Below are 24,320 nucleotides of genomic sequence, written 5' to 3'. Positions count from 1 at the left end.
TGCCCCGCCCCTTCTGGAGTCCGCACCATGCTCGTCCTGCTGCCGCCGTCCGAGGGCAAGGCCGGTTCCGGGGAGGGACCGCGCCTGGACCCGGGCTCGCTCACGCTGCCCGAGCTCGCCCCGGCCCGCGAACAGGTGCTGGCGGCGCTGACGGAACTGTGCGCGGGCCCCGAGGACGTCGCCATGGACGTGCTGGGCCTGACCGCCAACCAGGCAGACGCCCTCAAGCGCAACCTGGACGCGGCCACCGCGCCGACGCTGCGCGCCGCCGAGCTGTACACGGGTGTCCTCTACGAGCGGCTGGGACTGCCCGGCCTCCTCGACTCCCCCGCGGCCGGCCGCGTCCGCGAGCGGGTGCTGGTCTTCTCCGGCCTGTGGGGCGTCGTCGGCCCCGCCGACCGGCTTCCGCCCTACCGGCTGTCCATGGGGGTGCGGCTGCCCCCTCTGGGCGGCCTGGGCGCCCACTGGCGACGTGCGCTGGCGGGCCCCCTGGGCGGGCTCGCCGAGGGGCGGCTGCTGGTGGACTGCCGTTCGGCCGCCTACGCGGCGGCCTTCAGGCCGACCGGCGCGGCGGCCGGGCGCACCGTCGCGGTGCGCGTGCTGCGCGAGCGCGAGGTGGGCGGGACCGTCGAGCGGTCGGTGGTCAGCCACATGGCCAAGGCCACCCGGGGCGACATCGCCCGCGCGCTCCTGGTGGAGGGCGTGGACGCCGACACCCCGGAGGAGCTGGTGGCGGCCCTGCGGGACCTGGGGCACACCGCGGAGCTGGCGCCCGCGGCGCGGGCGGGGGCCCCTCGCGTCATGGACGTGGTCGTCCGCGACTGAGGCGGAAGCGTGAGGCGGGGGTGACCCACAGTCACTCCCCGCGACATAACGACTCGGTATCGCAACTTTATGCCGCACCTACAGCGCGTACGACACCATGGGCGGCGTCGGATGGATGAAGGACACACCCTGGGAGGCCGGACCCGCGCGCGGGAAGGGACGCTCCCACCGGACGCCGGAGGACACGCGGGGGTCGCCACGCCCGTGAGCCGACGCGGTGCCGGAAGCCGTTGTGCCGCCCCGCACGCGGGCGGGACGGCACAACGGTCTCGGTCCTGCTTCGGTCGGGACTACCCGGGGGACCTAGTCCAGGTAGTCGCGGAGCACCTGCGAACGCGACGGGTGACGGAGCTTCGACATCGTCTTGCTCTCGATCTGCCGGATGCGCTCACGGGTGACCCCGTAGACCTTGCCGATCTCGTCTAAAGTCTTCGGCTGGCCGTCGGTGAGCCCGAACCGCATGGAGACGACGCCGGCCTCGCGCTCGGACAGGGTGTCCAGCACCGAGTGCAGCTGCTCCTGGAGCAGGGTGAAGCTGACGGCCTCGCCCGGCTGGATCGCCTCGGAGTCCTCGATGAGGTCGCCGAACTCGCTGTCGCCGTCCTCGCCCAGCGGAGTGTGCAGGGAGATCGGCTCGCGACCGTACTTCTGCACCTCGACGACCTTCTCCGGGGTCATGTCGAGTTCCTTGGCCAGCTCCTCCGGGGTGGGCTCGCGGCCCAGGTCCTGGAGCATCTGGCGCTGGACGCGGGCCAGCTTGTTGATGACCTCGACCATGTGCACCGGGATGCGGATGGTGCGGGCCTGGTCGGCCATCGCGCGGGTGATCGCCTGGCGGATCCACCACGTGGCGTAGGTCGAGAACTTGAAGCCCTTGGTGTAGTCGAACTTCTCCACCGCGCGGATCAGGCCGAGGTTGCCCTCCTGGATCAGGTCCAGGAACAGCATGCCGCGCCCCGTGTAGCGCTTGGCGAGCGACACGACCAGCCGGAGGTTGGCCTCCAGCAGGTGCTTCTTGGCCCGGCCGCCGTCCTCGGCGATCCACTCCAGCTCGTCGCGCAGCTCGAAGGTGAGGATGTCGGCCTCGTCGGAGAGCTTCTCCTCGGCGAACAGGCCGGCCTCGATCCGCTTGGCGAGCTCGACCTCCTGCTCGGCGTTGAGGAGCGGCACCTTGCCGATCTGCTTCAGGTAGTCCTTGACCGGGTCCGCGGTGGCTCCGGCCGCGACCACCTGGGCTGCGGGGGCGTCGTCGTCATCGTCGTAGAGGACGAAGGACTCGTCCTCCTTGTCGGGCTTCTTGCTCGGCGCGCCCACGGCCTCGGGCTTGGCCGGCTTGGCGTCCTTGTCCGAGGGGTCCGGGGTGTCCTCGACCAGCTCCAGCTCGGCGCCGGTGTGCTCGAGGTCGTCCAGGACCTCGTCGTCGTCCTCGAACTCGCCCTCCGCGGCCAGTTCGAGGTCCTTCTTGCCCGCCTTCTTGGCGGTCGCGGTCTTCTTGGCCGCCGGGCCCTTGGACGCGGTCGTCTTCTTGGCCGCCGCGGCCTTCTTGGGGGCGGTCGCCTTCTTGGCGGTCGCGGCCTTCTTGGCCGCGGGCTTGCGGGCGGCGCCGGAGGCGCCCTCCGCGGAGTCGACCACCGCGGTGACCGTCTCGGGCTGCTCGTGGGCGGCCGCGGCGCGCACGGGCTTGGCGGCCCGACTCGTCGTGGTCGTCGTGGTGGACTTGGTCGAGGTGGACCGCGTGGTCGCCGTCTTGCGCCGCGGGGCCTTGCGCCGGGAGGAGGCCGACTCGGGAACGAGTACGGTCACACCCTCCTTGGCGAGGCTGCGGAGCACGGACTGCGCCTGCGACATCGGAATTTCGGCCTCTTCGAAGGCACGGCGCACGTCCTCGGGCTCAAGAAAGCCCTGGGACCGCCCACGCTCGATCAGCTGCTGAATGACGGGCTCTTGCAGTGACTCGGACTGCTTCGAGCGAGTCGAACTGGCAGATGACACAAACACCTCTCGAACGGACGTGTGGCGAGATTGTCGGACCCGGTGGTCCGCCCGGTCGGGACCGGGCACGACACCCTCTCCCACCTGCGGCCTGGGATCGTCCCCACTGGGGCGGGGAAGCCGTTTGTCTTTCAAGCGTATGCGCTCCCGGAGGTCATCCCCCTGGGGGATCACCGCCGCGTCGCGGGGCGGAACGGCTTCTTCACTGTAGGCAAGGCAATGGACTTGTTCGTACGGTCTACCGCTCCGACACGGGATCGATCACCGGAAGCTGAACGGCGAGCAGAGTGACGTCGTCGTCCTGCTCATACCCATCGAGCATGCTCTCAACAAGGTACTCCAGCATCTGCTGTGGATCGCCCACCACCTCCGGAGGAGCCGACGCCGCCACGCTGACGAGCTCGTCGAGTCCGGAGTCGACGGACCGTTTGCGGTTCTCAACCAGTCCATCGGAGTACAGGGCGACGGTGTTACCGGGTTGCACGAAGAATTTGTGGTGACCTCGTGGCGAGCTGATCCCGAGTGGTGTGTCGGGTTCGGTGTCGAGCAGTGAAGGCCCCGCACTGCCGGCCACGACCAGCGGCGGGAGGTGTCCCGCGTTGCTGAGGTCGAGCTGGCCGGTGACGGGGTCGAGGACGAAGTAGACCAGTGTGGTGACCTGGTCCATACCCTCCGTCGCGGTGAACATGCGGTCGAGTCCGGTCAGGACGTCGGCGGGCTCCGGCATGGAGAACGCCAGTGCCCGCAACGCGTTCCGGATGCGACTCATTCCCGCCGCGGCCGGGATCCCCTTGCCCATGACGTCGCCGAGCACCCCGGCCACGCGTCCGTCGGGCAACGGGAAGGCGTCGTACCAGTCGCCCCCGACCTGCACGTTCTGGGAGCCGGACCGGTAGTAGGCGGCGAGCCGGAGGCCCCGGATCGCCGGCAGCTCCTCCGGCAGCAGGCTGCGCTGGAGCTCCTCCGCGGTGCTGTGCTCCTGCTCGTAGAGGGTGGCGCGGCCGATCGCGAGCGCGCACTGGCCCGCCAGGGCCTCCAGGAACACGCGCTCCTCGTCGGTGACCTCGCGCGGCGTGGAGAAGGCGAAGCGCAGCGCCCCGATGGGCCGTCCGGCGACCATCATCGGCAGCGCCACCCAGGCGCGCTCGGATGTGGACCGGACGAGTTCGGCGGCCATGGGCGCGTCGTCGAGCAGCGCGGCGAGCTCGGCCGGGTTGGCGGCCAGGCGGGGCTGGCCGTCGGCGACCGCACGGGCGGCGACGTCCGGGTGGTCCAGGGGGAACGCGGGCCTGGGCAGGGGGTGGGCCTGCGCGGCGGCGATCGTGCGGAGGCGCAGGCGGTCGCGGTCGAGCAGGACCACGCAGGTGTGGTCGGCGCCCACTCCGGAGCGGCCGATCTCCGACATGGCGTTGACGACCTCGTCGGCGGTGAGCGCCTCGGCGAGGTCGGAGGTGGCCTTCTGGAGGCGTGCGGTCCGCATGGCCGCCTCGCTGAGCTGCTGGTTGAGACGCTGGCGCAGCTCGTCCGCCTCGCGCTCGGTGGTGATGTCGACGAGGGTGCCGACCCATTCGGCCGTCTCGGCGCCGTCCATGATCGGGTTGGCGCGCGCACGGTAGTGGCTGTAGGCGCCGGAGCGGGTACGCACCCGGAACATGGCGTCGAAGGGCGTGATGTCGAGGACGGCGTCGTCCCAGGCGCGTTCGACGCGGGGGCGGTCGTCGGGGTGGAGCGCGTCGAGCCAGCCGCGGCCGAGGTAGCGGTCGAGGTCCTGGCCGGTGACGGCCCTCCACTGGGGGCAGTCCTCGTGGACGTCGCCGCCGGAGCCGGCGGCCCAGACGATCTGGTTGCCCGCCTGGAGCAGGGCCCGCAGCCGCTGCTCGTCCCGGCGGGTGGTGCCGCCGTCGTGCGCGGCGATGAGGGCGACGTGCTCGTCCCCGGTGCCGGGGTCGGTGACGGGGAACCAGGTCAGGTCCCAGACCTGCCCGGAGGGCGTGCGGTGGCGGTCGCGGATCGCGTGCCCGCTCTCGCGGACGCCGGCCAGCGAGGCGCGGTGGCTGGCGGCGGCGACCCGGTCGCCGCTCTCCTCCAGGAGGTCGTCGGGCGTCCGGCCGAGGCATTCGGCGGGGGTCCGTCCGAGGAGGACGGCGAGCCGCTGGTTGACCGTGCCGAAGACGTCGTCGGGGCCGAGGAGGGCGAATCCGATCGGGGAGTCGGTGAGAAGGGATTTCACCGCGTCGGGGAGTTGCGCCCTGCTGAGCCGGGGCGGGGGAATGGACGTCTCGGCGCTCAACTGCTCGACACCTCCGGAACCGTCGGATTCCCCACCCGTTTTTCGCTGGGGCTTCTGCCTTGGCCGCGTGGCCTCCGTCGACCGCGCGGGCCGTCCACGGGGTGGAACCGGAGGGTGCGGCGCCGAGGGGGATCGGAGGCTCCGCGGCTCCCGGGAGTCACGCTCCATGACCCCTCTCGGCCGCTGTCACGGCTCAAGCATAAGACACACCCGCCCGCGCGCAACGGCCCTCGCGCCGACGGCCGCCCGTGGCGGCGAGAAGGTAAATGCTAGGTCACCGGGCGGTCCGGACACGGTGGACCGGCGGTTTTCCCGGCGTGTTTTCCCGCAATTACCGGCAATGGGTGTTGGATGTCGGTTTGATCTCGAAACCCCGAAACGCGAATGTCATCCGTCCGATTGATCCCTTTCACCACCTTGACCTGGGAGAACTGCGGGTCCCGGGTAAACGGTGCGTCCATGTTTTTTTATCGACCGCGTGCCGTAGGAGGGGTTGACAGTACGTCCAGAACAAGTGGAATGGGTGGAGGTCACCGTCCAGGCCATCTCCAGCTAGGGGTGTGAGCACGCATGCTCCCGACCTTCCCTGTCCAGGATCTCAGACAGATCTCGGCACGGCTCCACGACGAGTTCGGCGGTCTGTCCCACCGCTGTGTCGAGCGCCGGGTCCGCGACACCTGGCAGTGCTTCGAGCACCTGGGCATCACGGTCACGCCCCACCTGGTCGAGCGGGTCGCCCGGGAGCACCTGCGGGCGATGGTGAACTCCGTGCCGCCCTCCCAGGCCGTCCGGCAGGCGCCGCTCAGGACCGGGGCCACGCTCCTCTCCGGACACCGCACCGCCCCCCGGCCCCGCTGAACCCCTCCCCGGCCCGGACCCCGGGCGCCGCGCCCCGGGGGATGCGGCGCCCCGCCCGCGTCCGGCCGCGGAGGGGCCCGCCGCCGGATCGCGCGGACGGGGAGCCCCACGCCCGGGGCTGTCATACGCTCGGACGGTGCCCTCCCCTACACCTCCCACGCCCACAGGTCCGGAACCGGTGCCCGGCGCCGTCTTCGACGAGATGCTGCGCGCCTCCCGGGCCATGCTCGCCATGCGCCATCCCCTCGACGCCGAACTGGCGTTCAGCGAACTGCTCGGCAGCTGGTGGGGCGAGCGGATGCCGGGCGTGGACGTCGGACGGCTGCTCGGGGAGGGCCTGATCGCGCACGCCACCGCCTCCGGCAAGCCGGCCGGCCTCGGCGTCCTGGCGGCGGTCGCCGCGCTGGGCACGTCCTCCGAGCAGCGCGAGCTCGCCGGGCAGGGCGTGATCGCCCTCCAGGAGCGCGGTCTCCAGGTACCCGGCTGGGCGTCCCAGCTGGGCGCGGTCACCCCGGTGGCCGCCTATGTCAACAGCGACCAGTTCGGCGACACCGACGACGTGGTGTGCGTGTTCAGCCGCGACGGGGACCGCGCCCCCGACGCCGGGCCGCCCCCTGCCGAGCACGCGCTGATCCTGGTCCTGGACCACAACGGCGGCGGCGTCCTCCGCGACGCCTGGGTCACCACCAAGGTCGACCGGCTGCTCGACCGCTGCCGCGAGCGGGCCGACGCGGACGAGTTCGCCCGGTTCTCCCAGGTCGAGCTCACGGAGGCGCGGGCCCTGCTGACCCGGGCCCTGGAGCGCACCGAGCGCATGGTGGCGGGGGCGTCGACCGACCGGTCCTCGGGACCGACCGTCGAGCCGATCGGCCTGACCGTCTCCGATCTGACCGGGGGCTCGCTGGCCTCCCACTTCGCCCTGGCCAGCGCACGGGTGCGCACGCTGCCCGGCCCGCACTCCGGGGCCGGCGCCCCGCAGGCCCCCGTGTGGCGGCGCGACCGGCGCGCCGTGCTGGCCGCCCGTTTCCTGGCCTCGGACGAGGCGGCCGAGCTCTCCGACTCGTACGCGGCGAGCCGCTGCGCCGACCACATCATCGCGCACGGCTGCGACGTCGACAGCGGCCGCCCGACGCGGATCAGCCCGCGCAAGGTGGAGTCCTTCCTCCTGCACTGGCTGCCCGGCCGCGTGGTGCTGCTGCCGGAGGAGCAGGAGGCCATGCCGCACGTGCTGGCCGCGTGGGTGCGCTGGGCGGGCGCCCGGGGCGGGCTTCCGGACGTGGCCGTGGGTGCCACCCTGGACGCGGTGTGGGAGTCCACCGCGGAGTTCGCCCGGGTCTACCGCGACCCCGCGCGCCCGCTGGGGCTGCGCCAGGAGGCGGTGCGCCGGCTGCTGCCGGACGGCGACTTCGCTTCGCTGGCCCGGCGGATGTTCGCGTTCCCCCTGCTGGCGAGCGAGATGGTGACCTGGGCCCCGGAGGAGTTCGACCCGGACACCCCGCACGGCCGCCGGGCGCTGCTGCGGCTGGACCACTACGGCGAGTACGAGGCGGCCACGCCGCACAGCGGCCGCCACTCCAGCGGCCGGGACCGGTGGTACCGGCCGGTCACCGGCGACGACCCCGAACGGGAGAGGGAGCTGGACCGCCACGAGCGCCTGGCCCGGCGGCTGTGGCACGGGAGGCCCGCGAACCTGTGGGCCGCGGCCCGGCGGATGCTGGACCGCGGTGTGGCCCGCCCCGCGGTGCTGGCCGCCCTGGGCGAGGTCCTGGACACGGCGACCTGTGAGAGCGACCTGCGCCGTCGACTGGACTCCCTGTAGGGCGGCCCTCCCGCGCCGTCCGGACGCGGCCCCCGGAGGGCGCTACCGGAGCATGCGCTCCCGGAGCAGGTCCACGGTGCCGCCGGACAGCTCCAGGCCGTCCACGACGTAGTTGTCGAAGGAGCCGTACACCTCGTCGATGTGGCGGAACGAGGTGTCCAGGTACTCGGCCCGGACCCGGGTCATCGGCACGACCTCCTCCCAGGGCAGGCCGCTGTTCTCGGCCAGCAGCCGCATCCACTTGTCGGTGTTCGCCTGGCGGTCGTTGCTGGCCAGGTAGTCGGTGACCACCGTCTCGCGGTCCACCCCCAGCAGGCCGAGCAGCAGTGCGGCGCCCCAGCCCGTGCGGTCCTTGCCCGCGCTGCAGTGGAAGACGAGGGCGGTCGGGCCCTTGGCCGCCCGTTCGACCAGGTCGCGGTAGCCGGTGAGCGCCTCGGCGTCGGTGACCAGCTCGCGGTAGACGCCGAGCATGAAGCGCTCGGCGGCGCCGTCGGCGAACATGCGCCGGGCGACCTCGGGATCGGTGAGCGCGGCGGAGAAGTTGGCGCCCGCCGCCTCCGGGTTCTGCACGGACACGGCGGTGTACGCGGCGCCCTCGGGCGTGATGTCGGGCAGGCTCTCCCGCTCGTGGGGGGTGCGCAGGTCCACGAGCTGCCGGATGCCCAGGCCGTTGTAGACCGCCACCTCCTCCTCGGAGACCGAGTGGAGGGCGTCGGAGCGGTACAGCAGGCCGTGGCGCACCGTACGCCCGGTCGCGGTGCGGAGCCCGCCCAGGTCGCGGAAGTTGGGGACACTGGAGAGGATGAAACCGTCATTCGTCACGTCCGCGACGATACCCACCCGCCCCGGCGTCCCGTCGGCCCGTGCCCGGCTTGCCGGGCGGGGTCACTCCCCGCCGCGCATGGCGGTGATCTCCTCCCCCGCCTCCTTGACGTCCTTGGCGGTGTCCACGCCGCGCCAGAACCCGTCGATCCGGTACGCGGTCAGGCGCCCCTCCGCGGCCAGCTCGGGGAAGGTCGAGGACTCGTGGTCGCCCTTCTCCGGCAGCAGCGGCGTGATGCCCGGCTCGAACAGGTACACGCCGGCGTTGATCCACACCGGCAGCAGCGGGCTCTGGGTGAACCCCTCGATCCGGTCCTGGTCGTCCACGTCCACGATGCCCCAGGTCGTGCGGAACTGGGCCAGGGCGAGGGTGGCCAGGCCGTCCTTGGCCCGGTGGTGGGCGGCCAGCTCGTCCAGCGGGAACCACGTGAGCACGTCGCCGTTGAGCGCGAAGTAGGCGGCGTCCTGGTCGCGCAGGCCGGTCGTGGCGTAGCGCAGGGCGCCGCCGCGCCCCAGCGGCTCGTCCTCGACCAGGAGCGTCACCTCCGGCCCGCCCGGGCGTGCGGCGAGGTGCTCGCGCAGGACCTCGGCCTTGTATCCGCAGGACACCACGACCTGCTCGACGCCGTGGCCGGCCAGCCACTCCAGCTGGTAGTCGATGATGGGCCGTCCGGCCACCTCCACCATCGCCTTGGGGCGGGTGTCGGTGTAGGGCCGCAGCCGGGTGGCCTGCCCACCGGCGAGGATGAGCGCCTGGGTGACGGGGGACGCGGAGGATGAGGGTGCAGCGGTCATGCGTCGGACACTAGCACCACGCCTCCGGGCGCCCCGGAGCGCCCGGAGGCCGTCTCCACGGGCCGACCGGACACGTCGCCGGCGGGGCGCGGGGGACCCGGCCCGGAGGCCGGGCGGCGGGCCGGAGGGGTTCACCGGCCTGCCGCCCGGCGGGGAGGCGTCGCGGCGGAAGGGGCGGGGCCCGAACCCTCGCGGCCGCCGCCGGGGCGCGGTCCGCGGGTGCTCCCGGCGGGCCCGGAACGGTCCGCGGAGCACGGCCTACGTCTGCTGGGTGGCCTCGGCGTAGGCCTTGCGGACGTCCGCGCTCGTGACGAGGGTGAGCTCGACGGCCGTGGCGTCCTCTCCCCTCTCCTGGGACACCCGCAGGTCGCGGTGGGAGCACGCCTTCTCGAACAGGGAGCGCGCGAAGCGCCCGTTGCCCAGGTCGTCGATCCACCCGGCCCCGCACACGTGCCCGAAGATGCTGCGCAGGTCCTCGCGGGCGGTGTCGTCGAAGGTGTCGCCCGTGCGGGCCGCCACCGCCTCGGCGATCTCGGTGAGCTCGTCCGCGCTGTAGGAGGGGAAGCGCACCCGCACGTTGAAACGGGAGGAGAGGCCGGCGTTGGAGGCCAGGAAGCGCTCCATCTCGGCCGGGTAGCCGGCGAGCACCACCACGAGCCGCGAGCGGTCGTCCTCGGCGCGCTTGAGCAGGGTCTGGATGGCCTCGGCCCCGAACGCGTCCCCGCCGCTGTAGCCGGGGTTGACGAGGGAGTACGCCTCGTCCACGAACAGCACCCCTCCCAGGGCGCGGTCCACCAGACGGTTGGTCTTGACGGCGGTCGCCCCCAGGTGCTCGCCGACCAGGTCCGCCCGCTGGGCCTCGACCACGTCGGCGCGCCCGAGCAGGCCGAGGGCGGAGAACACCCGGCCGAGCACCCGGGCGACCGTGGTCTTGCCCGTGCCGGGCGGCCCCGAGAACACGAAGTGCCGCATGGGCGCCTGGTTGAGCAGGCCCTGCTCCTCGCGGAGCTTGGCCACCCTCAGCTGGGCCACGATGGAGCGGACCTGCTGCTTGACCGGTTCCAGCCCGATCATGGCGTCCAGTTCGGCCAGTGCCTCGTCGATCCCGGGAGCGGCCCCGAACCCCGGCAGGCGTGAGGTCAGCTCGGCATGGGCCGCCTCGACGTCGGCGGCGCGGACCGTGATGAGGTCCTCCGCCTCGGGGCGCGGCGCGGGCGTGTCCCCGTCCACCCCGGTGGTGACCACGCGCACGTCGCGGGCCTGGGCGGCCTTCTCCACCACGGAGCGGGCGAAGCGGCCGTTGCCCAGGTCGTCGACCACCTCCCGCTGGACCACCTGGTCGAATCTTCGCCTGAGGGCGCGCGCCGCGTCGGCCTCGAGGGTGTCGCCGCGCTGGTGGACGAGGGACTCGGCGATGCGGAACAGCTCGTCGGCGGAGTAGCTGGGAAAGCTGATCCGGGTGGCGAAGCGCGAGGCCAGGCCGGGGTTGGAGGCCAGGAAGGCGTCCATCTCCTTCTCGTACCCGGCGAGGACCACGACGAGCTGGTCGCGGTCGTCCTCCGCCCTCTTGAGCAGGGTCTGCACCGCCTCGTTGCCGAACCGGTCCGACTGACCGTCCCCTTCGTTGACCAGCGAGTACGCCTCGTCGATGAACAGGACTCCGCCGAGGGAGCGGTCGATGAGCTCGTTGGTCTTGATGGCGGTGGCGCCCAGGTACTCCCCCACCAGGTCGGCGCGCTGGGCCTCGACCACCCGGGAGGTGGGCAGCAGGCCGAAGGAGTGGAAGATCGTGGCCAGGGTGCGGGCGACGCTGGTCTTGCCCGTGCCGGGCGGCCCGGAGAAGACCAGGTGGCGCAGCGGGCGCTCGACGGGGAACCCGGCGTCCGCGCGCAGCCGGGCCGCCTCGATGGAGGCCGCGATGCCGCGCACCTGCTGTTTGACCGGGTCGAGGCCGATCATGTCCTCCAGCTCGGCCAGGGCCTGGTCGACGGGGACCGGTTCGTCGTCGGGGGCGCCGCCCCCGGTCGGCCGGGCCGTGCCGGCGCCGGCGTCCGAGCGGCCGCGCAGCGGCTGCGGACGGCCCCTGCGCTCCGGTCCGTCGGCCCGGCGGGGGCGGTCGGAGCGGGACACGGGCATGGACGAGGCCGCCTCCCGCCGGTTGGCCTCGCTCTCCCGGGTGATCTGGCGGGAGGCGGAGAGGCGCCAGAGCAGGCACGCGCCCGCGGCGGCGTACAGCGCGACGACGCCCCAGGACGCGGAGAAGGGGTCGACGACCATCCCCGCCAGAGCCACCGAGAACCCGGCGATCAGCCCCGCGGTGAGGGAGAGCAGGGCGGTGTGCCAGACGGGGAACTCCCTGGCCCGCCCGGCGGCGAGCACGACGAGCAGCGGCAGCGGCAGCACGAGCAGGGTGACGGGTTCGCCGGTGAGGGGGATCTGGAAGAGGGGCACGGTCACCGCCAGCCACACGACGCACACCAGGACGGTGACGAAGGAGTCGAGGGAGCGCATGAGCGCGGCGAACGCCATCAGCAGGACGAGGGTCGTGCCGACCGCCCCCGGGACGGCGAAGCCGGTGACCAGGGCGGTGACGGCGACGACCGTGACGAGGACCAGCGCCGCCACGAGCCTCCTGGGGAGGGGCACGCCGTGGTAGAGCGCGCGCATGCGGTCGAGCCCCGAGGCGCGGTCCGGCTCCGCGGCGGCGGTGGAGCGCATCTCGCGCGTCATCCGTGCCCCTTCCTGCGTGGGGGTCCGTGGGCGGTCGGCTCTCCTGGCCGTGGAGGGAGGGGCCGGTCGGCGTCGGGGGGACCGACGTCCACAGCCAAAGCCTTGCCCCAAGTGGGGCGGATGTCCAGTGCGGGGCGGCGTGTCGTGTGCGGCGGGCCGGGCCCGCGGACCCTCGCCGCGGAGTGGTTCCGCCCGGTCTGGCGGTCTCAGAGGAGGGGGATCTGTCCCCCCGGGGCGGGGCGGATCCGGCGCAGGTGCTTCCATCGGGGCAGGTCGTCCAGGTAGGCCCAGCTCATGCGGTGGTGGGGGGTGGGCCCGGACTCGGCGAGCGCGGCCCGGTGCACGGGCGAGGGGTACCCGGCGGCCCTCTCGAACCCGTACCCGGGGTGGTCGGCGGCGAGTTCCGCCATGAGGTCGTCGCGGCAGACCTTGGCCAGGATCGCGGCGGCGGCGACGCTGACGCAGGTGAGGTCGCCCTTGACCTGGGTGCGGACTCTCCAGGGGCGGCCGATGAAGTCGTGGACGCCGTCGAGGACGACGGCGTCCGGGCGCGGCGCGAGGGCGTCCAGGGCCCGGCGGGAGGCCCGGTGGAGGGCCTCGGTCATGCCGCACTCGTCGATCTCCTCGGGCGCGGACCATCCGAAGGCGTGGTCGGCGACCCAGGGCCGGAGCTGCTCGGCGAGCTCCCGGCGGCGTTTGGGGGTGAGGCGCTTGGAGTCGGTCAGCCCGGCGGGCGGTTCCCCCTCGCCCGGGACGGCGGCGCAGACGAGGAGGGGCCCGGCCCAGGCGCCCCGGCCCACCTCGTCCACACCGGCGACCACCCGCGCCCCGAGCGAGCGGAGCTCGTTCTCGACGTCGAACGTGGGGGCGGCGGGCGGCGTGGCTGTCCTGGAAGTCGTCGGCACCCTCCCAGCCTAGGACGGGAGGGGACCCCCTCGTGCCCGTTCCCGGGAGGGGGCGGACAGCGGCAGGGCGGCCGTCGGCGCGGCGGCGCCCGCGGAGGGCACGGGACCCCGCGGGCCGTCGGGAGCTCCCGGGGGCGGGCCGCCGGCGGCGCCGCGTCCTCCCCGGGCGCCTCCCCACCGTGCGAACCGGCGCTCCACCCGCGTGCGCGGGCTCGGGGAGACGGGGAGACCCCGTTGTCAAACGCCGGCTCGTGCTCCACCCTCGTGCGCGGGCACGGGGCGGGGCGGTGCCGGGGCGATCGGCTCCGTGGCCGGAGCGGCCCGGTCCGCCTCCGGCGTTCTTTGCACGACTCGCCGTACGTCACAACGAGTCATGAGTGATTACTTTAGGTAGTTTCCGCTTGTGAGGACTGCCGTACCGGGTCGCCCGGGAGGAATGGACATGCAGCGCGCCAAGCCGTACCCCCGGCCGCGGATCCCCCGAGGACGCCTCTACGACGTCGTCGCCGCCCTCACCCGGGTGGGGGTGGGAGGGATGTTCGCCGAGTACGGCCTCGCGCTGCGGGGGCGGGAGGAGGCGGTGGCCGAGCACCTGTCCGCCTCGGGGATGCCCGGGGTGTCCTTCGGCGCGCAGATCGTCCCCGCGCTCCTCGTCTCCCTCTCACTCGCCTTCGCCGTGGGTCTGCTCACATGGCTCACCGGCCCGGTGCTCGCCGGGGCGGCGGTGCTCGGCACCCTCACGGCGGGCTCCCCCGACCTGTCCCCGTTCTCCTCATGGGCCACGACGTCCCTGGTCACAGCGGTGTGCCTGCTGATGGCCGTCAGCGCCGGCCGGTGGTCCTGGGACTATCTCGTCCTGGCTCCGAAGGCGGTCGGGAGGCGCCGGGGACACGACCGCAAACACCCGGTAACACCGAGGAAATCCACCGCCGATTCCCCGCGCCGCCCCGAACACGCGCCGCCACTGCTCTATCCTGTGGGACAGGCCGCGCTACGACGGCCGTATCGCCTGTGACGCGGCCCCGCCCGGCCCCTCTCCATCGTGCCGCGGGCTCGCGTCTCCACACGGATTCGGTGGGGGAGAACGCCATGTCCGCCGCAGCTCCCGGCCCGACCCCTGACGGGTCCGTGGCCAAACTGATCGAGATCGCCGGCAAGCCGACGCTCGGCCAGCGCATGATCAGCTGGGCCTCGCGCCCGCCCGGCCGGCTCTACATCCCCGCCTGCGGAGTGGTCGGCCTCCTCCTGCTGTTCGAGGACAGCGTCCCGGCCGGGCACCTGCCGACGTTCCTCGTCGGCCTGGTCGGCGGGCTCCTGCTCGCAGGGATGGGCGCCCTGCGCCTGGGGATCGCCCTGGCCGTCGCCCGGCCGATGATCCGCCACTACTGGCTCCGCTGGATCTCCGCGCCCCTGATCGCCGCGGCGGCGATCGGCGTCTCCGCGGCCGACCTCCCGCTCCAGGCGCGGATCCAGGCGTCCTCCGAGGACCTGCTGGCCCTGCGGCAGGAGGCGGAGGATCCCACCACCATCCCCCTCAACGGCGAGCAGGTGGGCCTGTACTCGCTGCGCAGCATCTCGGTCTCCGAGGACATCACGCACTTCGCGGTCGAGGGCTCGGGGCTCTTCGGCCCCTCCGGCCTGGCCTACAGCACGGGCGAGGTGCCCGAGGGGGTCTTCGTCCCCGGGCAGGGGTCGAAGATCTACGAGCACGTCTCCGGCGACTGGTACGTGTGGGTCGACCACTGACCCGCTCCATCCGCACCCGCGGCGCCCCGGCGCCCCCGGCTCCCGGGGGCCCGGGGCGCCGTCGTTCCCCGCCCGGGATGTCCGGCTCCGCCCGGCGGTCCGAGGTGTTCCCACCCCGTTCTTTGCCGCCCCCTGTGCCGTTCCAACACTGCTCTCACCCTCACCGTGTACACAGGGGGCATCCCCCCGGAGAGGAGCACGGCTCCTCCCGTGGCAGCGTCGCCAACACCGAGGAGATGCTTCATGCGCGAGTTCATGCTCACCCTTCACCTGCGTATCCACGATTCCGTCACCGCGCTGCACCGGGCGCACGCCGTCGGCGACGACGACCTGGCCAGCGCGCAGGCGGGCGAGATCCAGGGGCTGGTGGAGATCGCGGCCCGCCACGGGATCGACATCGATGCGGGCTACGCCGACCTCGCCCTCGCGGGCTGAGCCCGGGCCGCCGCGGCCCCGTCCGGGCCCCGCACGCACGAGGAGGACCCGCGCCCCGGGCGCGGGTCCTCCCCTGCTTCCGCCTCCGTCCCCGGGTTCCCCACCCGGGTCGGCGGTACGGCCGGGGCTAGCCCCGGCGGCCCTGGCCGCCGTAGCCCTCGCCGTTCTCGAACTGCCGGCGCATCGCGCCCTCCTGCCGGCGCTGGTACTCGTCCGCCATCTGCTGCTGGCGCTCCGCCGCGGCGGCGACCGCCCCCTGGGCCGATTCCATCGCCTCTCGCGCGACGTCCGACGACGGGCCCAGCGGCGTGCGCGGGGACCCCGCGCCGTTCAGCACCTGGGGCAGCAGCTGCGCGGTGATCAGCGTCGACAGCGCCGAACCGTCACCGGAGCCCGCCTCGGTCTGCACGACGACCGGGCGCGGGGCCCGCTCGGCCAGGACCGCGCCGACGTCCAGTCGGCGGCGCGCCAGCTCGTACTCCAGCACGGCCCGGTTGTCCCGGTAGGCGGTGGCGAGGCGCTGCTGCGCCTTGGCCTCGTTCTCCGCGGCGACCAGGTCGGCCCGGCCGCGCGTCTCGATCTCGTAGCGCACCCGCTGGGCCTCGGTCACCTGCTCCTCCAGCATCTGCGCCACGTCCTTGCGCGCCTTGTTGAGGGAGGCGTTGACCTCGACGATCTTCGCGTCGCGGGTCTTCTTGGAGCGCTCGATGTCCATCAGCAGGGTGTCGATGCGGCGCTTGCGCGTCAGCTCCCACTCCTGCTCGTAGGCCACCAGCTCCTTGGCGACCCGCTCGCGGGTGGCCAGGTGCTGCTGGTACTGGTTGGGCAGCTGCACGTCGGGGATGTTGCAGCCGGTGATCCGCACACCGTACTTCTCCAGCTGGCCGTTGAGGAGGCGGCGCATGTCCTCGACGTTGGAGCCGCGCAGGTCGTAGGCCGACTCGGTGTTGACCTGGCGGCTGCGCTGGCGGATGGCGTCCTGCACCGCGCTGGACAGGACCAGGTCGAAGTTGCTGGCGCCGATGATCGTCACGAACCGGATCGGGTCGGTGATCTGGAACTTGAGGAAGAACTCGATCGACTTCAGCGGCACGTTCTCGCGCGTGGGGCAGGCCAGGACCGGAGCCGTGTAGGGGATCTCCGTCCGGGTGTCCACCACGAAGTCCACGCGCGACCAGGGGTGCCACAGGTAGTGGCGGCCCGGGCCGATCGGCCGCACGATCGCGCCGTACCTGGTGAGGATGCCGTGGGTGCCCTCCTCGATCTCGATGATCGAGCCGCGCCACCACCACAGCCCGGCGGCGGCGATGCTGAGCACCCCGACGATCAGCGTCGGGACGGACAGGACGCTGTAGGCGACACCGGCCGCGACCCCGCCGACGAAGGCGTTGAGGGTCATCATCAGCGCCGAGCACAGGGCGAAGAAGCCGAACCAGAGCAGGATCGTCCAGCGCAGGCCCCGGTTGTCGCGCGGTATGACGACCGGGACGATCGCGCCCTGGTCGCCGCCGCGCAGCAGGCCTGCCAGGTCGCCCCAGGAGGCGAGGGACTCCTTGATGCTGGAGCCGCTGCCGGCGTTCACGGACTGGCTCATCTACTGACCTCCCTGGTTCGGGCCGGACCCCTGCGGACCGTGCTGCGACCACGGGGGCGGGGGCGGGTGCTCGGGGTCGTGGCGCGGTCCGCCGGAGGGCGCCGGGGCGTCGGACGGTGCGGTGAAGGCGTCCGCCTCCCCGTCCCCCCGGGGCTGCCGGGGCGCCTCGGCGAGGCGCTCGTCGATGGCCTGCTCGGAGACGGACTGGCGGATCTCCTCCACCAGGTCCTCGCCCGGGTCCTCCCCGGCCGGCCGGCCCGCGGCGTCGCCGTCGTCGTCCGCGAGGAGCGCGTCGATCTCCTGCTGGCGCTCGACGATGCGGCCCCGGATGTCGCCCAGCCGGGAGCGGATGGCCTCCATGTCCTCCTGGGAGAACAGGGCGGTGTCGGCCTGGCCGATGATCTCCTGCGCGATGCGCAGGTAGTCGACGCTGGCGGCGTCGCCCGAGCCGATCCGCAGGACCTGCGGGAGGCTGTCGGCGACCGACTCCAGCTTGTCCAGGAGGTTCTCCCGGAAGCGGTAGTTGAGGATCTCGGGGGCCTCGGCCGCGCTGACCGCGCGGATGTCCAGGGCCTGCGCCTGGAGGAGCGCGGCGTTGGCGTTGGCCTCGGACTCGGCCTCGACGAAGCGCTGGCGGGCGGTGGCCCGCGCCCTGTTGGTCTCCCGCTCCAGCGCGGTGTCCATCTGCGCCTGGTACTGCGCGATGTCGGCCTGGATCGCGGAGAGGGTCTCGTTGAGGGTCGCGAGCTCCTTGTTCAGGTCGCCCTCGTTCTGCTCCTTGCGCAGCTGGAGCTCGTACTCGAACGTGTAGGCGTCCTTGGCCACGCGGACCATCTCCGGCGCCGCCAGGTCCATCCGGTACTCCTGGTTGGAGGGCTCGGCGTGGGTGATGTTGGCGCTGGTCAGCTCGACGATCCCGCTGAACTGCCGGTTGAGCTGCTCCACGAGGCTCTGCGTGTTGTCGCCGACCATGTCGTAGATCGCCGAGGCCTCCTGCTCGTAGACGAGGCTCCGGGTGGTCTCGCTGATCGCGTTGTTGAGCTTCTCCTGGAAGCCGTTCACCCCGCCCAGCGTGTAGACGAAGTCGGTGGCGTTCTTGATCCTGAACTGCACGAACAGGTCGATGGAGGCCTGCACGCCGCTCTTGGTGGGGGCCGAGCGGATCGGCGCGTTGAAGGGGTACTCCCGGGTGGTGTTGACGATGTAGGAGACGCGCTTCCAGGGGTTGAGGAGCGTGACCCGGCCGGGCTGGTAGATGTTCTCCATCTTGCCGAACCGGGTGACGATCGCCTCGCAGCCCTCCGGCACCATCACCATGCCCTGGCGCCACCACATGAACGCGGCGATCGCGAGGGTGATGATCCAGTAGTGAAGGCCGAAGAACGGGTTGATCAGCGGGTTTCCGCCGGCGATGGCCTGCGGGAGGAGCACGGTGAAGGCGCCGAGGACCCCCAGGACGAGGAGCAGGATCGCGGGGAGCATCGTCACGAGGGTGCGGCCCTTGGGGATCACCATCGTGCAGATGACGTGGACCGGGCCGCCGCTGCCGCGCTCGTAGTAGCTGCGGTTGAGCGCCTCGCCCGCGTTGTTGAGCGAGGTGCTCTTCTGCTCGATCCGGGTGCCCACGGAGTCGCCCTGTTCTCGGGCGGCGACGAAGTCGCGGGGGTCGAGGCCACTGCCCTCGGTGACCTGCGAGGAGGCCTGGTGGAGCGCGTCGGACACGGCCTGGCGCGGATCGCCCCCTTGGGCGACGGCGCCGGCCGCGCCGCGCACGGTCTGCGCGAACGACATAGGCGGGAACTCCTTGGTCAGGGGTCGGGGAACTATCCGCTTCGACGCCGCGTACCGCGGTCCGGTTCCAGGTCGGGACCGGTTCCGTGCGCTGCGAGGCGTTAGGGGACAGCATCAACCCTGTCATGAGCTATGCCCGAAACCCAGCCCTCGTGTCCGGAGTGTGACGGGCGGGCTCTCCTGTCACCTCCCAGGTCAACGCCGCTCCCCTCCCCCGACGCATGCGCGCCGCGTGGCGCGCCCACGGGCGCGGGGATAACGTCGGTCCCGCACGCACCGCGCCGGCTCCGGCCGGGACGAGGGAAGGAAGCACGATGCCAGCAGTGCCCAGCGCCGTTCTCACCACCGCGGGTCTGGTCGGCGGGTACTCGGTGGCCCGCGCCACCGGCAACCGGCCGCTGGGCGGGGCGGTGCTGGCCGGTTTCGGCGCCGCGGCGTTCGAGACGTGGCGCCGCCGGTCCGGCGTGGGCACGGCGGTCGCGCTCACCGCGGTGTACGTGGGAGCGTTCGGCCTGGCGCACCCGCTGGCCCGGAAGGTCGGCTCGTGGCCAGCCGTGCTCGGCGTGACCGCCGCCACCGCGGCGGTCGCCGTCGCCGCGGGCGACCGCGGCTGAGGCCCCGGCCGCCGCCGGGCCGGAGGGCGGGCCCCTCCGGAATCGCCGCCGGGGGCGGGGGCCGTACGGCCCCCGCCCCCGGCGGGCGTGTCCCGGCCCCGCTCGGGGCCGTCGTGCGATCAGCTGCAACCGCTGGTGGAGCCGCAGCCCTCGCAGGCGTAGCAGCTGCCGGAGGGCCGCATCCTGGTGCCGCAGGTGACGCACAGCGGCGCGTCGGCGACGAACCCCTGGCCGGCCAGCAGGTCCGCCGTGGAGTGCACCTCGGCGGGCTCCGCCGGGGACGCCTGCGGAGCGGGCGCGTCCGGGGTCCCGGGCGCCTCCGCCCCGTGGGTGGCGGCGGACTGGGCGTAGGACTCCACCTGGGCGGCGACCTGGGCCGGGTCCTCGCCCGCGAGCTGCGCCTGGCGCTCGGAGGCCGACAGGACGCCCAGGGCCGCGCGCTCCTCGTAGGGCAGGTGGTCCAGGGCCAGGCGGCGGAAGATGTAGTCCACCACCGACTGGGCCATGCGGATGTCCGGGTCGTCGGTCATGCCCGCCGGGTCGAACCGCATGTTGGTGAACTTGTCCACGTAGGTCTCCAGCGGCACCCCGTACTGGAGGGCGATGGAGATCGCGATGGAGAACGCGTCCATGACCCCGGCCAGGGTCGAACCCTGCTTGCCGAGCTTCATGAAGACCTCGCCCAGGCCGTCGTCCGGGTAGGAGCCCGCCGTGATGTACCCCTCGGCGCCGCCCACGGAGAACGAGGTGGTCTCGCTCGGACGCTTCTTGGGCAGGCGGCGGCGGACCGGGCGGGCCACCTCGACGGTCCGCACCTCGGGCTCCGCCTCCTCCTTCTCCGACGCGCCCGTCGACAGCGGCTGGCCGACCTTGCAGTTGTCGCGGTAGACGGCGAGCGCCTTCAGGCCCAGCTTCCAGCCCTGGAAGTAGATGTGCTCGAAGTCCTCGACCGTGGCGTCCTCCGGCACGTTCACCGTCTTGGAGATCGCGCCGGACAGGAACGGCTGCACGGCGGCCATCATCCGCACGTGGCCCATGGGCTTGATGTAGCGGCGGCCCATCGCGCAGTCGAACACCTCGTAGTGCTCGGGACGCAGGGAGGGGGCGTCCACGACGTGGCCGTTCCCGGCGACGTACTCGACGATCGCCTCGGCCTGCTCGTCCTGGTAGCCCAGGTTCGCGAGCGCGCGCGGGATGGCCTGGTTGACGATCTGCATCGAACCGCCGCCGACCAGCTTCTTGAACTTGACCAGCGAGAAGTCGGGCTCGATGCCGGTGGTGTCGCAGTCCATCATGAAGCCGATGGTGCCGGTGGGCGCGAGCAGGCTCGCCTGGGCGTTGCGCCAGCCGTTGCGCTCCCCGACCCTGAGGCACTCGGCCCACTCGCGGGTGGCCGCGGCGTGGACGGGCTCCTCCAGGGAGGTCACCGTGCGCAGGTCGTCGTTGGCGGCGGCGTGCTTGCGCATGACGCGCTTGTGGGCCTGCTCGTTGCGCTTGTAGCCGTCGTAGGGGCCGACCACCCCGGCCAGCTCCGCGCTGCGGCGGTAGGCGGTGCCGGTCATCAGCGAGGTGACGGCGGCGGCGACGGCGCGGCCGCCGTCGGAGTCGTAGGCGTGGCCGGTGGCCATGAGGAGGGCGCCCAGGTTGGCGTAGCCGATGCCGAGCTGGCGGTAGGAGCGGGTCGTCTCACCGATCTTCTCGGTCGGGAAGTCGGCGAAGGTGATGGAGATGTCCATCGCCGTGATGACCAGCTCGGTGAGCCTGGTGAAGCCCTCGACGTCGAAGGTGTCGTCCTCGCGCAGGAACTTCAGCAGGTTGATCGAGGCCAGGTTGCAGGACGAGTCGTCCAGGGACAGGTACTCGCTGCACGGGTTGCTGGCGCTGATCCGCCCGGTCTCGGGGTTGGTGTGCCAGTCCTGGATGGTGCCGTCGTACTGGATGCCGGGGTCGGCGCACTCCCAGGCGGCCCTGGCCATCCGGGTGAAGAGGTCCTTGGCGTCCACGGTGGCGACGACCTCGCCGGTGGTGCGGGAGGTGAGGCCGAACTCGGAGCCGGTGTCGACGGCGCGCATGAACGCGTCGGAGACGCGGACGGAGTTGTTGGCGTTCTGGTACTGGACGCTGAACATGTCGGCGCCGCCCAGGTCCACGTCGAAGCCGGCGTCGCGCAGGGCGCGGATCTTGTGCTCCTCGCGGGCCTTGGTCTCGACGAACTCCTCGATGTCGGGGTGGTCGACGTCCAGGACGACCATCTTGGCGGCCCGGCGGGTGGCTCCGCCGGACTTGATGGTCCCGGCCGAGGCGTCGGCTCCGCGCATGAAGGACACGGGTCCGGAGGCCGTGCCGCCCGAGGACAGCAGCTCCTTGCTGGAGCGGATGCGGGAGAGGTTCACACCCGCGCCGGACCCGCCCTTGAAGATGATCCCCTCTTCCTTGTACCAGTCGAGGATCGACTCCATGGTGTCGTCGACGGAGAGGATGAAGCACGCGCTGACCTGCTGCGCCGAGGCCGTCCCGACGTTGAACCACACCGGCGAGTTGAAGCTGAACAGCTGGTTGGCGAGGGCGTGCTTGAGCTCGTGGTCGAAGATCTCCGCGTCCTCGTCGCCGGCGAAGTAGCCGTGCTCGACGCCGGTCGCGGTGTAGACGCCGACGACGCGGTCGATGAGCTGCTTGAGGCTCCACTCGCGCTCGGGGGTGCCGACGGCTCCGCGGAAGTACTTGCTCGCCACGATCTGGGTGGCGTTCATGGACCAGGAGGCGGGGAACTCCACGCCGCGCTGCTCGAAGTTGACCGTGCCGTCACGCCAGTTGGTCATGACGACGTCGCGGCGCTCCCACTCCAGGGAGTCGTACGGGTGCGTCCCGGGGGTCGTGAAGACCCGCTTGATCTTCAGGCCCTTGCGGCTCCCCTTGCCCTTGCGCCCCGTCGAACCGCTGGCGGTTTCCGTCATCGTGGATTCTCCCCCTACCTCGTGGGCACGGCCTGCCCAACCGTGCACGGCGTCCTTGGAATACGGGACGGCCGGTCACGGGAGGACGTGTCCCGCGGTGTCCGGCCGGCCCCTGCGGTGCCCCGCCCGCGGCCCTCTCCCGGCCGCGGGGGCGCTACCCGGTGGTGGTGCTGCTCTCGGGGAGGGGGCCGGCCGCGCCGCCGTCGCCGTCCTCCCGGTCCTGCCGCAGGCTGGCGATCTCGGCCTCGAAGTCGGCGAGGCTCTCGAAACCGCGGTAGACGCTGGCGAAGTGCAGGTAGGCCACCTCGTCCAGGTCACGCATCGGGCCGAGGATGGCCAGGCCGATCTCGTGGGCCGGCACCTCGGCGACGCCGCGTCCGCGGATCTCCTCCTCGACCTGCTGGCCGAGCTTGGCGAGCGCGTCCTCGGAGACGGGGCGGCCCTGGCAGGCCCGGCGCACCCCGGCGATGATCTTGGTACGGCTGAAGGGCTCGGTGACCCCGGAGCGCTTGGCGACCATCAGCAGGACGGTCTCCTGCGTGGTGAACCTGCGCTCGCACACCGGGCAGGACCGGCGGCGCCTGATGGCCGCGCCGTCGTCGGTGGACCTGCTGTCGATCACCCTGGTGTCCGGATGGCGGCAGAACGGACAGTGCATCCTGGTTCACCTGCTTCCCTCACCGAATCGACACCCTGTATCTCTACTAAACCACAACTCCTGGGCAATCCATCCCGCGAAAGCACCAGATGTTGTGGTCGAACTTAGGCGCAGCAAGGGGTGGCCCGCAACTCCGCGGCCCGCGTGTCCCGCACGCGGACACGCGACGGGACCCGCGGCGGAGGCAGGGGGCGGACATGGGGGCGCAGGGGCGCCGGGCCGCCCCGGGGGCGTCCGGCTCCGTCGACAAGAATAGCGGCGGAGGCCCCCGGCGCCCGCTGCGACCGGCGGCCCGCCGCGCCCGGAAGCACGTTCCACGAGGGGGTTCCGACATCGCCCCCGGGATCCGGGAGACCAGTCCCACATCCCCCGGAACCGCCCTCGGGGAGACGTGTTCGCGCATTCCGGGGACAACACCACGTGAACACGTGTACACACGTCGGTAGAGGCCGGAAATTGACCGCGAAAACACGCGGGACAATGGACCGAGCCATCGAACGCTTGTTTGATATCACCGTGCGCAACGTCTAATGTTGACTGTGATTTCACGCTGGTTTCGCCATCACGCGGACCCCAGGTCGGCGCGGTTGCGGACCGGTGGTGGCCAGTCACGCAATCAGGCCCTGACCGAACCGAATGCCGAGGAGGCCCGGCCGTGCCGGAGGAGAATCCCGGAACCGCAGATTCCACCGCCGTTCTCACCGCAGTGGGGAACACGGGGGGATCCACGCCCGAAGCCCCCAAACTCACCGCCCGACAGCAGAGCGTCCTGAACTGCATCCAGCGGTATGTGCGCGAGCGGGGCTTCCCCCCGTCGATAAGGGAAATCGGGGAAGCGGTCGGCCTCTCCAGCCCCTCCAGCGTGGCGCACCAGCTCAAGGTCCTCCAGCGCAAGGGCTACCTGCACCGGGACCAGAACAGGCCCCGGGCGGTGGAGCTGCGCTCGCCCGGCCGCTCCTCCGGCCGGACCGTGACCCCCGAGGACATCGACCCCTCGCGCGCCGCGGCCGTGCCCCTGGTCGGCCGCATCGCCGCCGGCGGGCCCATCCTGGCCGAGGAGTCGGTGGAGGACGTGCTCGCGCTGCCCCGCCAGCTGGTCGGGGAGGGCCGCCTGTTCATGCTCACCGTGGTCGGCGACTCGATGATCGACGCCGCCATCACCGACGGCGACCTGGTCGTGGTCCGCCAGCAGCAGGACGCCAACAACGGTGACATCGTGGCGGCCCTGCTGGACGACGAGGCGACCGTCAAGGTCCTGCGCCGCGAGGAGGACGGCCACGTCTGGCTGATGCCGCGCAACAAGGCCTACGAGCCGATCAACGGGGACGCCGCCACCGTCCTGGGCAAGGTCGTCGCGGTCATGCGACGCGTCTGACCCCGGTCCGGCCCCACTGCCCCGCGCCCCCGGCGCCGTCCTGCGACGGCCCGGGGGCGCCGTGCCGTGCGCGCGGGCGCCCGGCGGCCGGGGCCGCTCGGCACGCGCGCGGTCGCG

The 24,320-nt window shown here is 72.5% G+C and carries 18 protein-coding genes; 8 read left to right on the top strand and 10 right to left on the bottom strand.

Annotated features, from left to right (window positions below; genetic code table 11):
• The first annotated feature begins 27 nt into the window (after positions 1-27).
• A complete protein-coding gene (gene yaaA, locus OUQ99_RS07345; RefSeq protein WP_267948674.1) occupies positions 28-825 on the top strand; it encodes a peroxide stress protein YaaA in 798 nt (265 codons plus the stop codon).
• A 303-nt stretch (positions 826-1,128) separates the two neighbouring features.
• Here the strand turns inward: yaaA and OUQ99_RS07340 are convergent, their stop codons facing one another.
• Together OUQ99_RS07340 and OUQ99_RS07335 are read right to left on the bottom strand one after the other, a co-directional pair.
• Entirely contained in the window at positions 1,129-2,817 is a 1,689-nt protein-coding gene (locus OUQ99_RS07340; protein ID WP_267948673.1) for an RNA polymerase sigma factor, read from the bottom strand.
• A gap of 238 nt (positions 2,818-3,055) precedes the next feature.
• A complete protein-coding gene (locus OUQ99_RS07335) occupies positions 3,056-5,107 on the bottom strand; it encodes a SpoIIE family protein phosphatase (protein ID WP_267948672.1) in 2,052 nt (683 codons plus the stop codon).
• Between the two features lie 570 nt (positions 5,108-5,677).
• Here OUQ99_RS07335 and OUQ99_RS07330 point away from each other — a divergent pair.
• Positions 5,678-5,965, top strand: a complete 288-nt coding sequence (locus OUQ99_RS07330) for a three-helix bundle dimerization domain-containing protein (protein ID WP_267948671.1) — start codon at positions 5,678-5,680, stop codon at positions 5,963-5,965.
• A 202-nt stretch (positions 5,966-6,167) separates the two neighbouring features.
• A complete protein-coding gene (locus OUQ99_RS07325) occupies positions 6,168-7,784 on the top strand; it encodes a hypothetical protein (RefSeq protein WP_267950287.1) in 1,617 nt (538 codons plus the stop codon).
• Positions 7,785-7,826: 42 nt separating this feature from the next.
• Here OUQ99_RS07325 and OUQ99_RS07320 read toward each other — a convergent pair whose 3' ends face one another.
• The 4 genes from OUQ99_RS07320 to OUQ99_RS07305 form a co-directional block, all read right to left on the bottom strand.
• On the bottom strand, positions 7,827-8,624 hold the full coding sequence (locus tag OUQ99_RS07320; RefSeq protein ID WP_267948670.1) for a tyrosine-protein phosphatase: 798 nt from the start codon (positions 8,622-8,624) through the stop codon (positions 7,827-7,829).
• A gap of 45 nt (positions 8,625-8,669) precedes the next feature.
• Positions 8,670-9,401 (bottom strand): nucleotidyltransferase family protein, encoded by a 732-nt coding sequence (locus OUQ99_RS07315; protein WP_267948669.1) that lies wholly within the window; start codon positions 9,399-9,401, stop codon positions 8,670-8,672.
• A gap of 258 nt (positions 9,402-9,659) precedes the next feature.
• The gene (locus OUQ99_RS07310) at positions 9,660-12,131 is read right to left on the bottom strand and encodes an AAA family ATPase (RefSeq protein ID WP_267948668.1); all 2,472 of its coding nucleotides are present in this window, start codon (positions 12,129-12,131) and stop codon (positions 9,660-9,662) included.
• 206 nt (positions 12,132-12,337) lie between these two features.
• Positions 12,338-13,036 (bottom strand): ribonuclease HII, encoded by a 699-nt coding sequence (locus OUQ99_RS07305; RefSeq protein WP_267948667.1) that lies wholly within the window; start codon positions 13,034-13,036, stop codon positions 12,338-12,340.
• A gap of 442 nt (positions 13,037-13,478) precedes the next feature.
• On the opposite strand from OUQ99_RS07305, the gene OUQ99_RS07300 reads away from it, so the two are divergent.
• The 3 genes from OUQ99_RS07300 to OUQ99_RS07290 all read left to right on the top strand — a co-directional run bounded on the left by OUQ99_RS07300 (position 13,479) and on the right by OUQ99_RS07290 (position 15,217).
• Positions 13,479-14,051, top strand: a complete 573-nt coding sequence (locus OUQ99_RS07300) for a DoxX family protein (RefSeq protein WP_267948666.1) — start codon at positions 13,479-13,481, stop codon at positions 14,049-14,051.
• A 74-nt stretch (positions 14,052-14,125) separates the two neighbouring features.
• Positions 14,126-14,782, top strand: a complete 657-nt coding sequence (locus tag OUQ99_RS07295; RefSeq protein WP_267948665.1) for a hypothetical protein — start codon at positions 14,126-14,128, stop codon at positions 14,780-14,782.
• A gap of 243 nt (positions 14,783-15,025) precedes the next feature.
• A complete protein-coding gene (locus OUQ99_RS07290; protein ID WP_267948664.1) occupies positions 15,026-15,217 on the top strand; it encodes a hypothetical protein in 192 nt (63 codons plus the stop codon).
• A 127-nt stretch (positions 15,218-15,344) separates the two neighbouring features.
• Here the strand turns inward: OUQ99_RS07290 and OUQ99_RS07285 are convergent, their stop codons facing one another.
• On the bottom strand, positions 15,345-16,811 hold the full coding sequence (locus tag OUQ99_RS07285; RefSeq protein ID WP_267948663.1) for an SPFH domain-containing protein: 1,467 nt from the start codon (positions 16,809-16,811) through the stop codon (positions 15,345-15,347).
• Entirely contained in the window at positions 16,812-18,602 is a 1,791-nt protein-coding gene (locus OUQ99_RS07280) for an SPFH domain-containing protein (RefSeq protein WP_267948662.1), read from the bottom strand.
• Between the two features lie 314 nt (positions 18,603-18,916).
• Here OUQ99_RS07280 and OUQ99_RS07275 point away from each other — a divergent pair, with 314 nt between their 5' ends.
• A complete protein-coding gene (locus OUQ99_RS07275) occupies positions 18,917-19,216 on the top strand; it encodes a hypothetical protein (protein WP_267948661.1) in 300 nt (99 codons plus the stop codon).
• 119 nt (positions 19,217-19,335) lie between these two features.
• Here the strand turns inward: OUQ99_RS07275 and OUQ99_RS07270 are convergent, their stop codons facing one another.
• The gene (locus tag OUQ99_RS07270) at positions 19,336-22,170 is read right to left on the bottom strand and encodes a vitamin B12-dependent ribonucleotide reductase (RefSeq protein WP_267948660.1); all 2,835 of its coding nucleotides are present in this window, start codon (positions 22,168-22,170) and stop codon (positions 19,336-19,338) included.
• Positions 22,171-22,324: 154 nt separating this feature from the next.
• The gene (gene nrdR / locus OUQ99_RS07265; RefSeq protein ID WP_267948659.1) at positions 22,325-22,828 is read right to left on the bottom strand and encodes a transcriptional regulator NrdR; all 504 of its coding nucleotides are present in this window, start codon (positions 22,826-22,828) and stop codon (positions 22,325-22,327) included.
• Positions 22,829-23,483: 655 nt separating this feature from the next.
• On the opposite strand from nrdR, the gene lexA reads away from it, so the two are divergent.
• The gene (lexA, locus tag OUQ99_RS07260) at positions 23,484-24,203 is read left to right on the top strand and encodes a transcriptional repressor LexA (protein ID WP_267948658.1); all 720 of its coding nucleotides are present in this window, start codon (positions 23,484-23,486) and stop codon (positions 24,201-24,203) included.
• The last annotated feature ends 117 nt before the right edge of the window (positions 24,204-24,320 follow it).

Source organism: Streptomonospora nanhaiensis (assembly GCF_026642255.1).
In the GTDB taxonomy this organism is placed as follows: domain Bacteria; phylum Actinomycetota; class Actinomycetes; order Streptosporangiales; family Streptosporangiaceae; genus Nocardiopsis; species Nocardiopsis tropica.
This window is presented reverse-complemented; position numbering and strand designations above follow the sequence as displayed.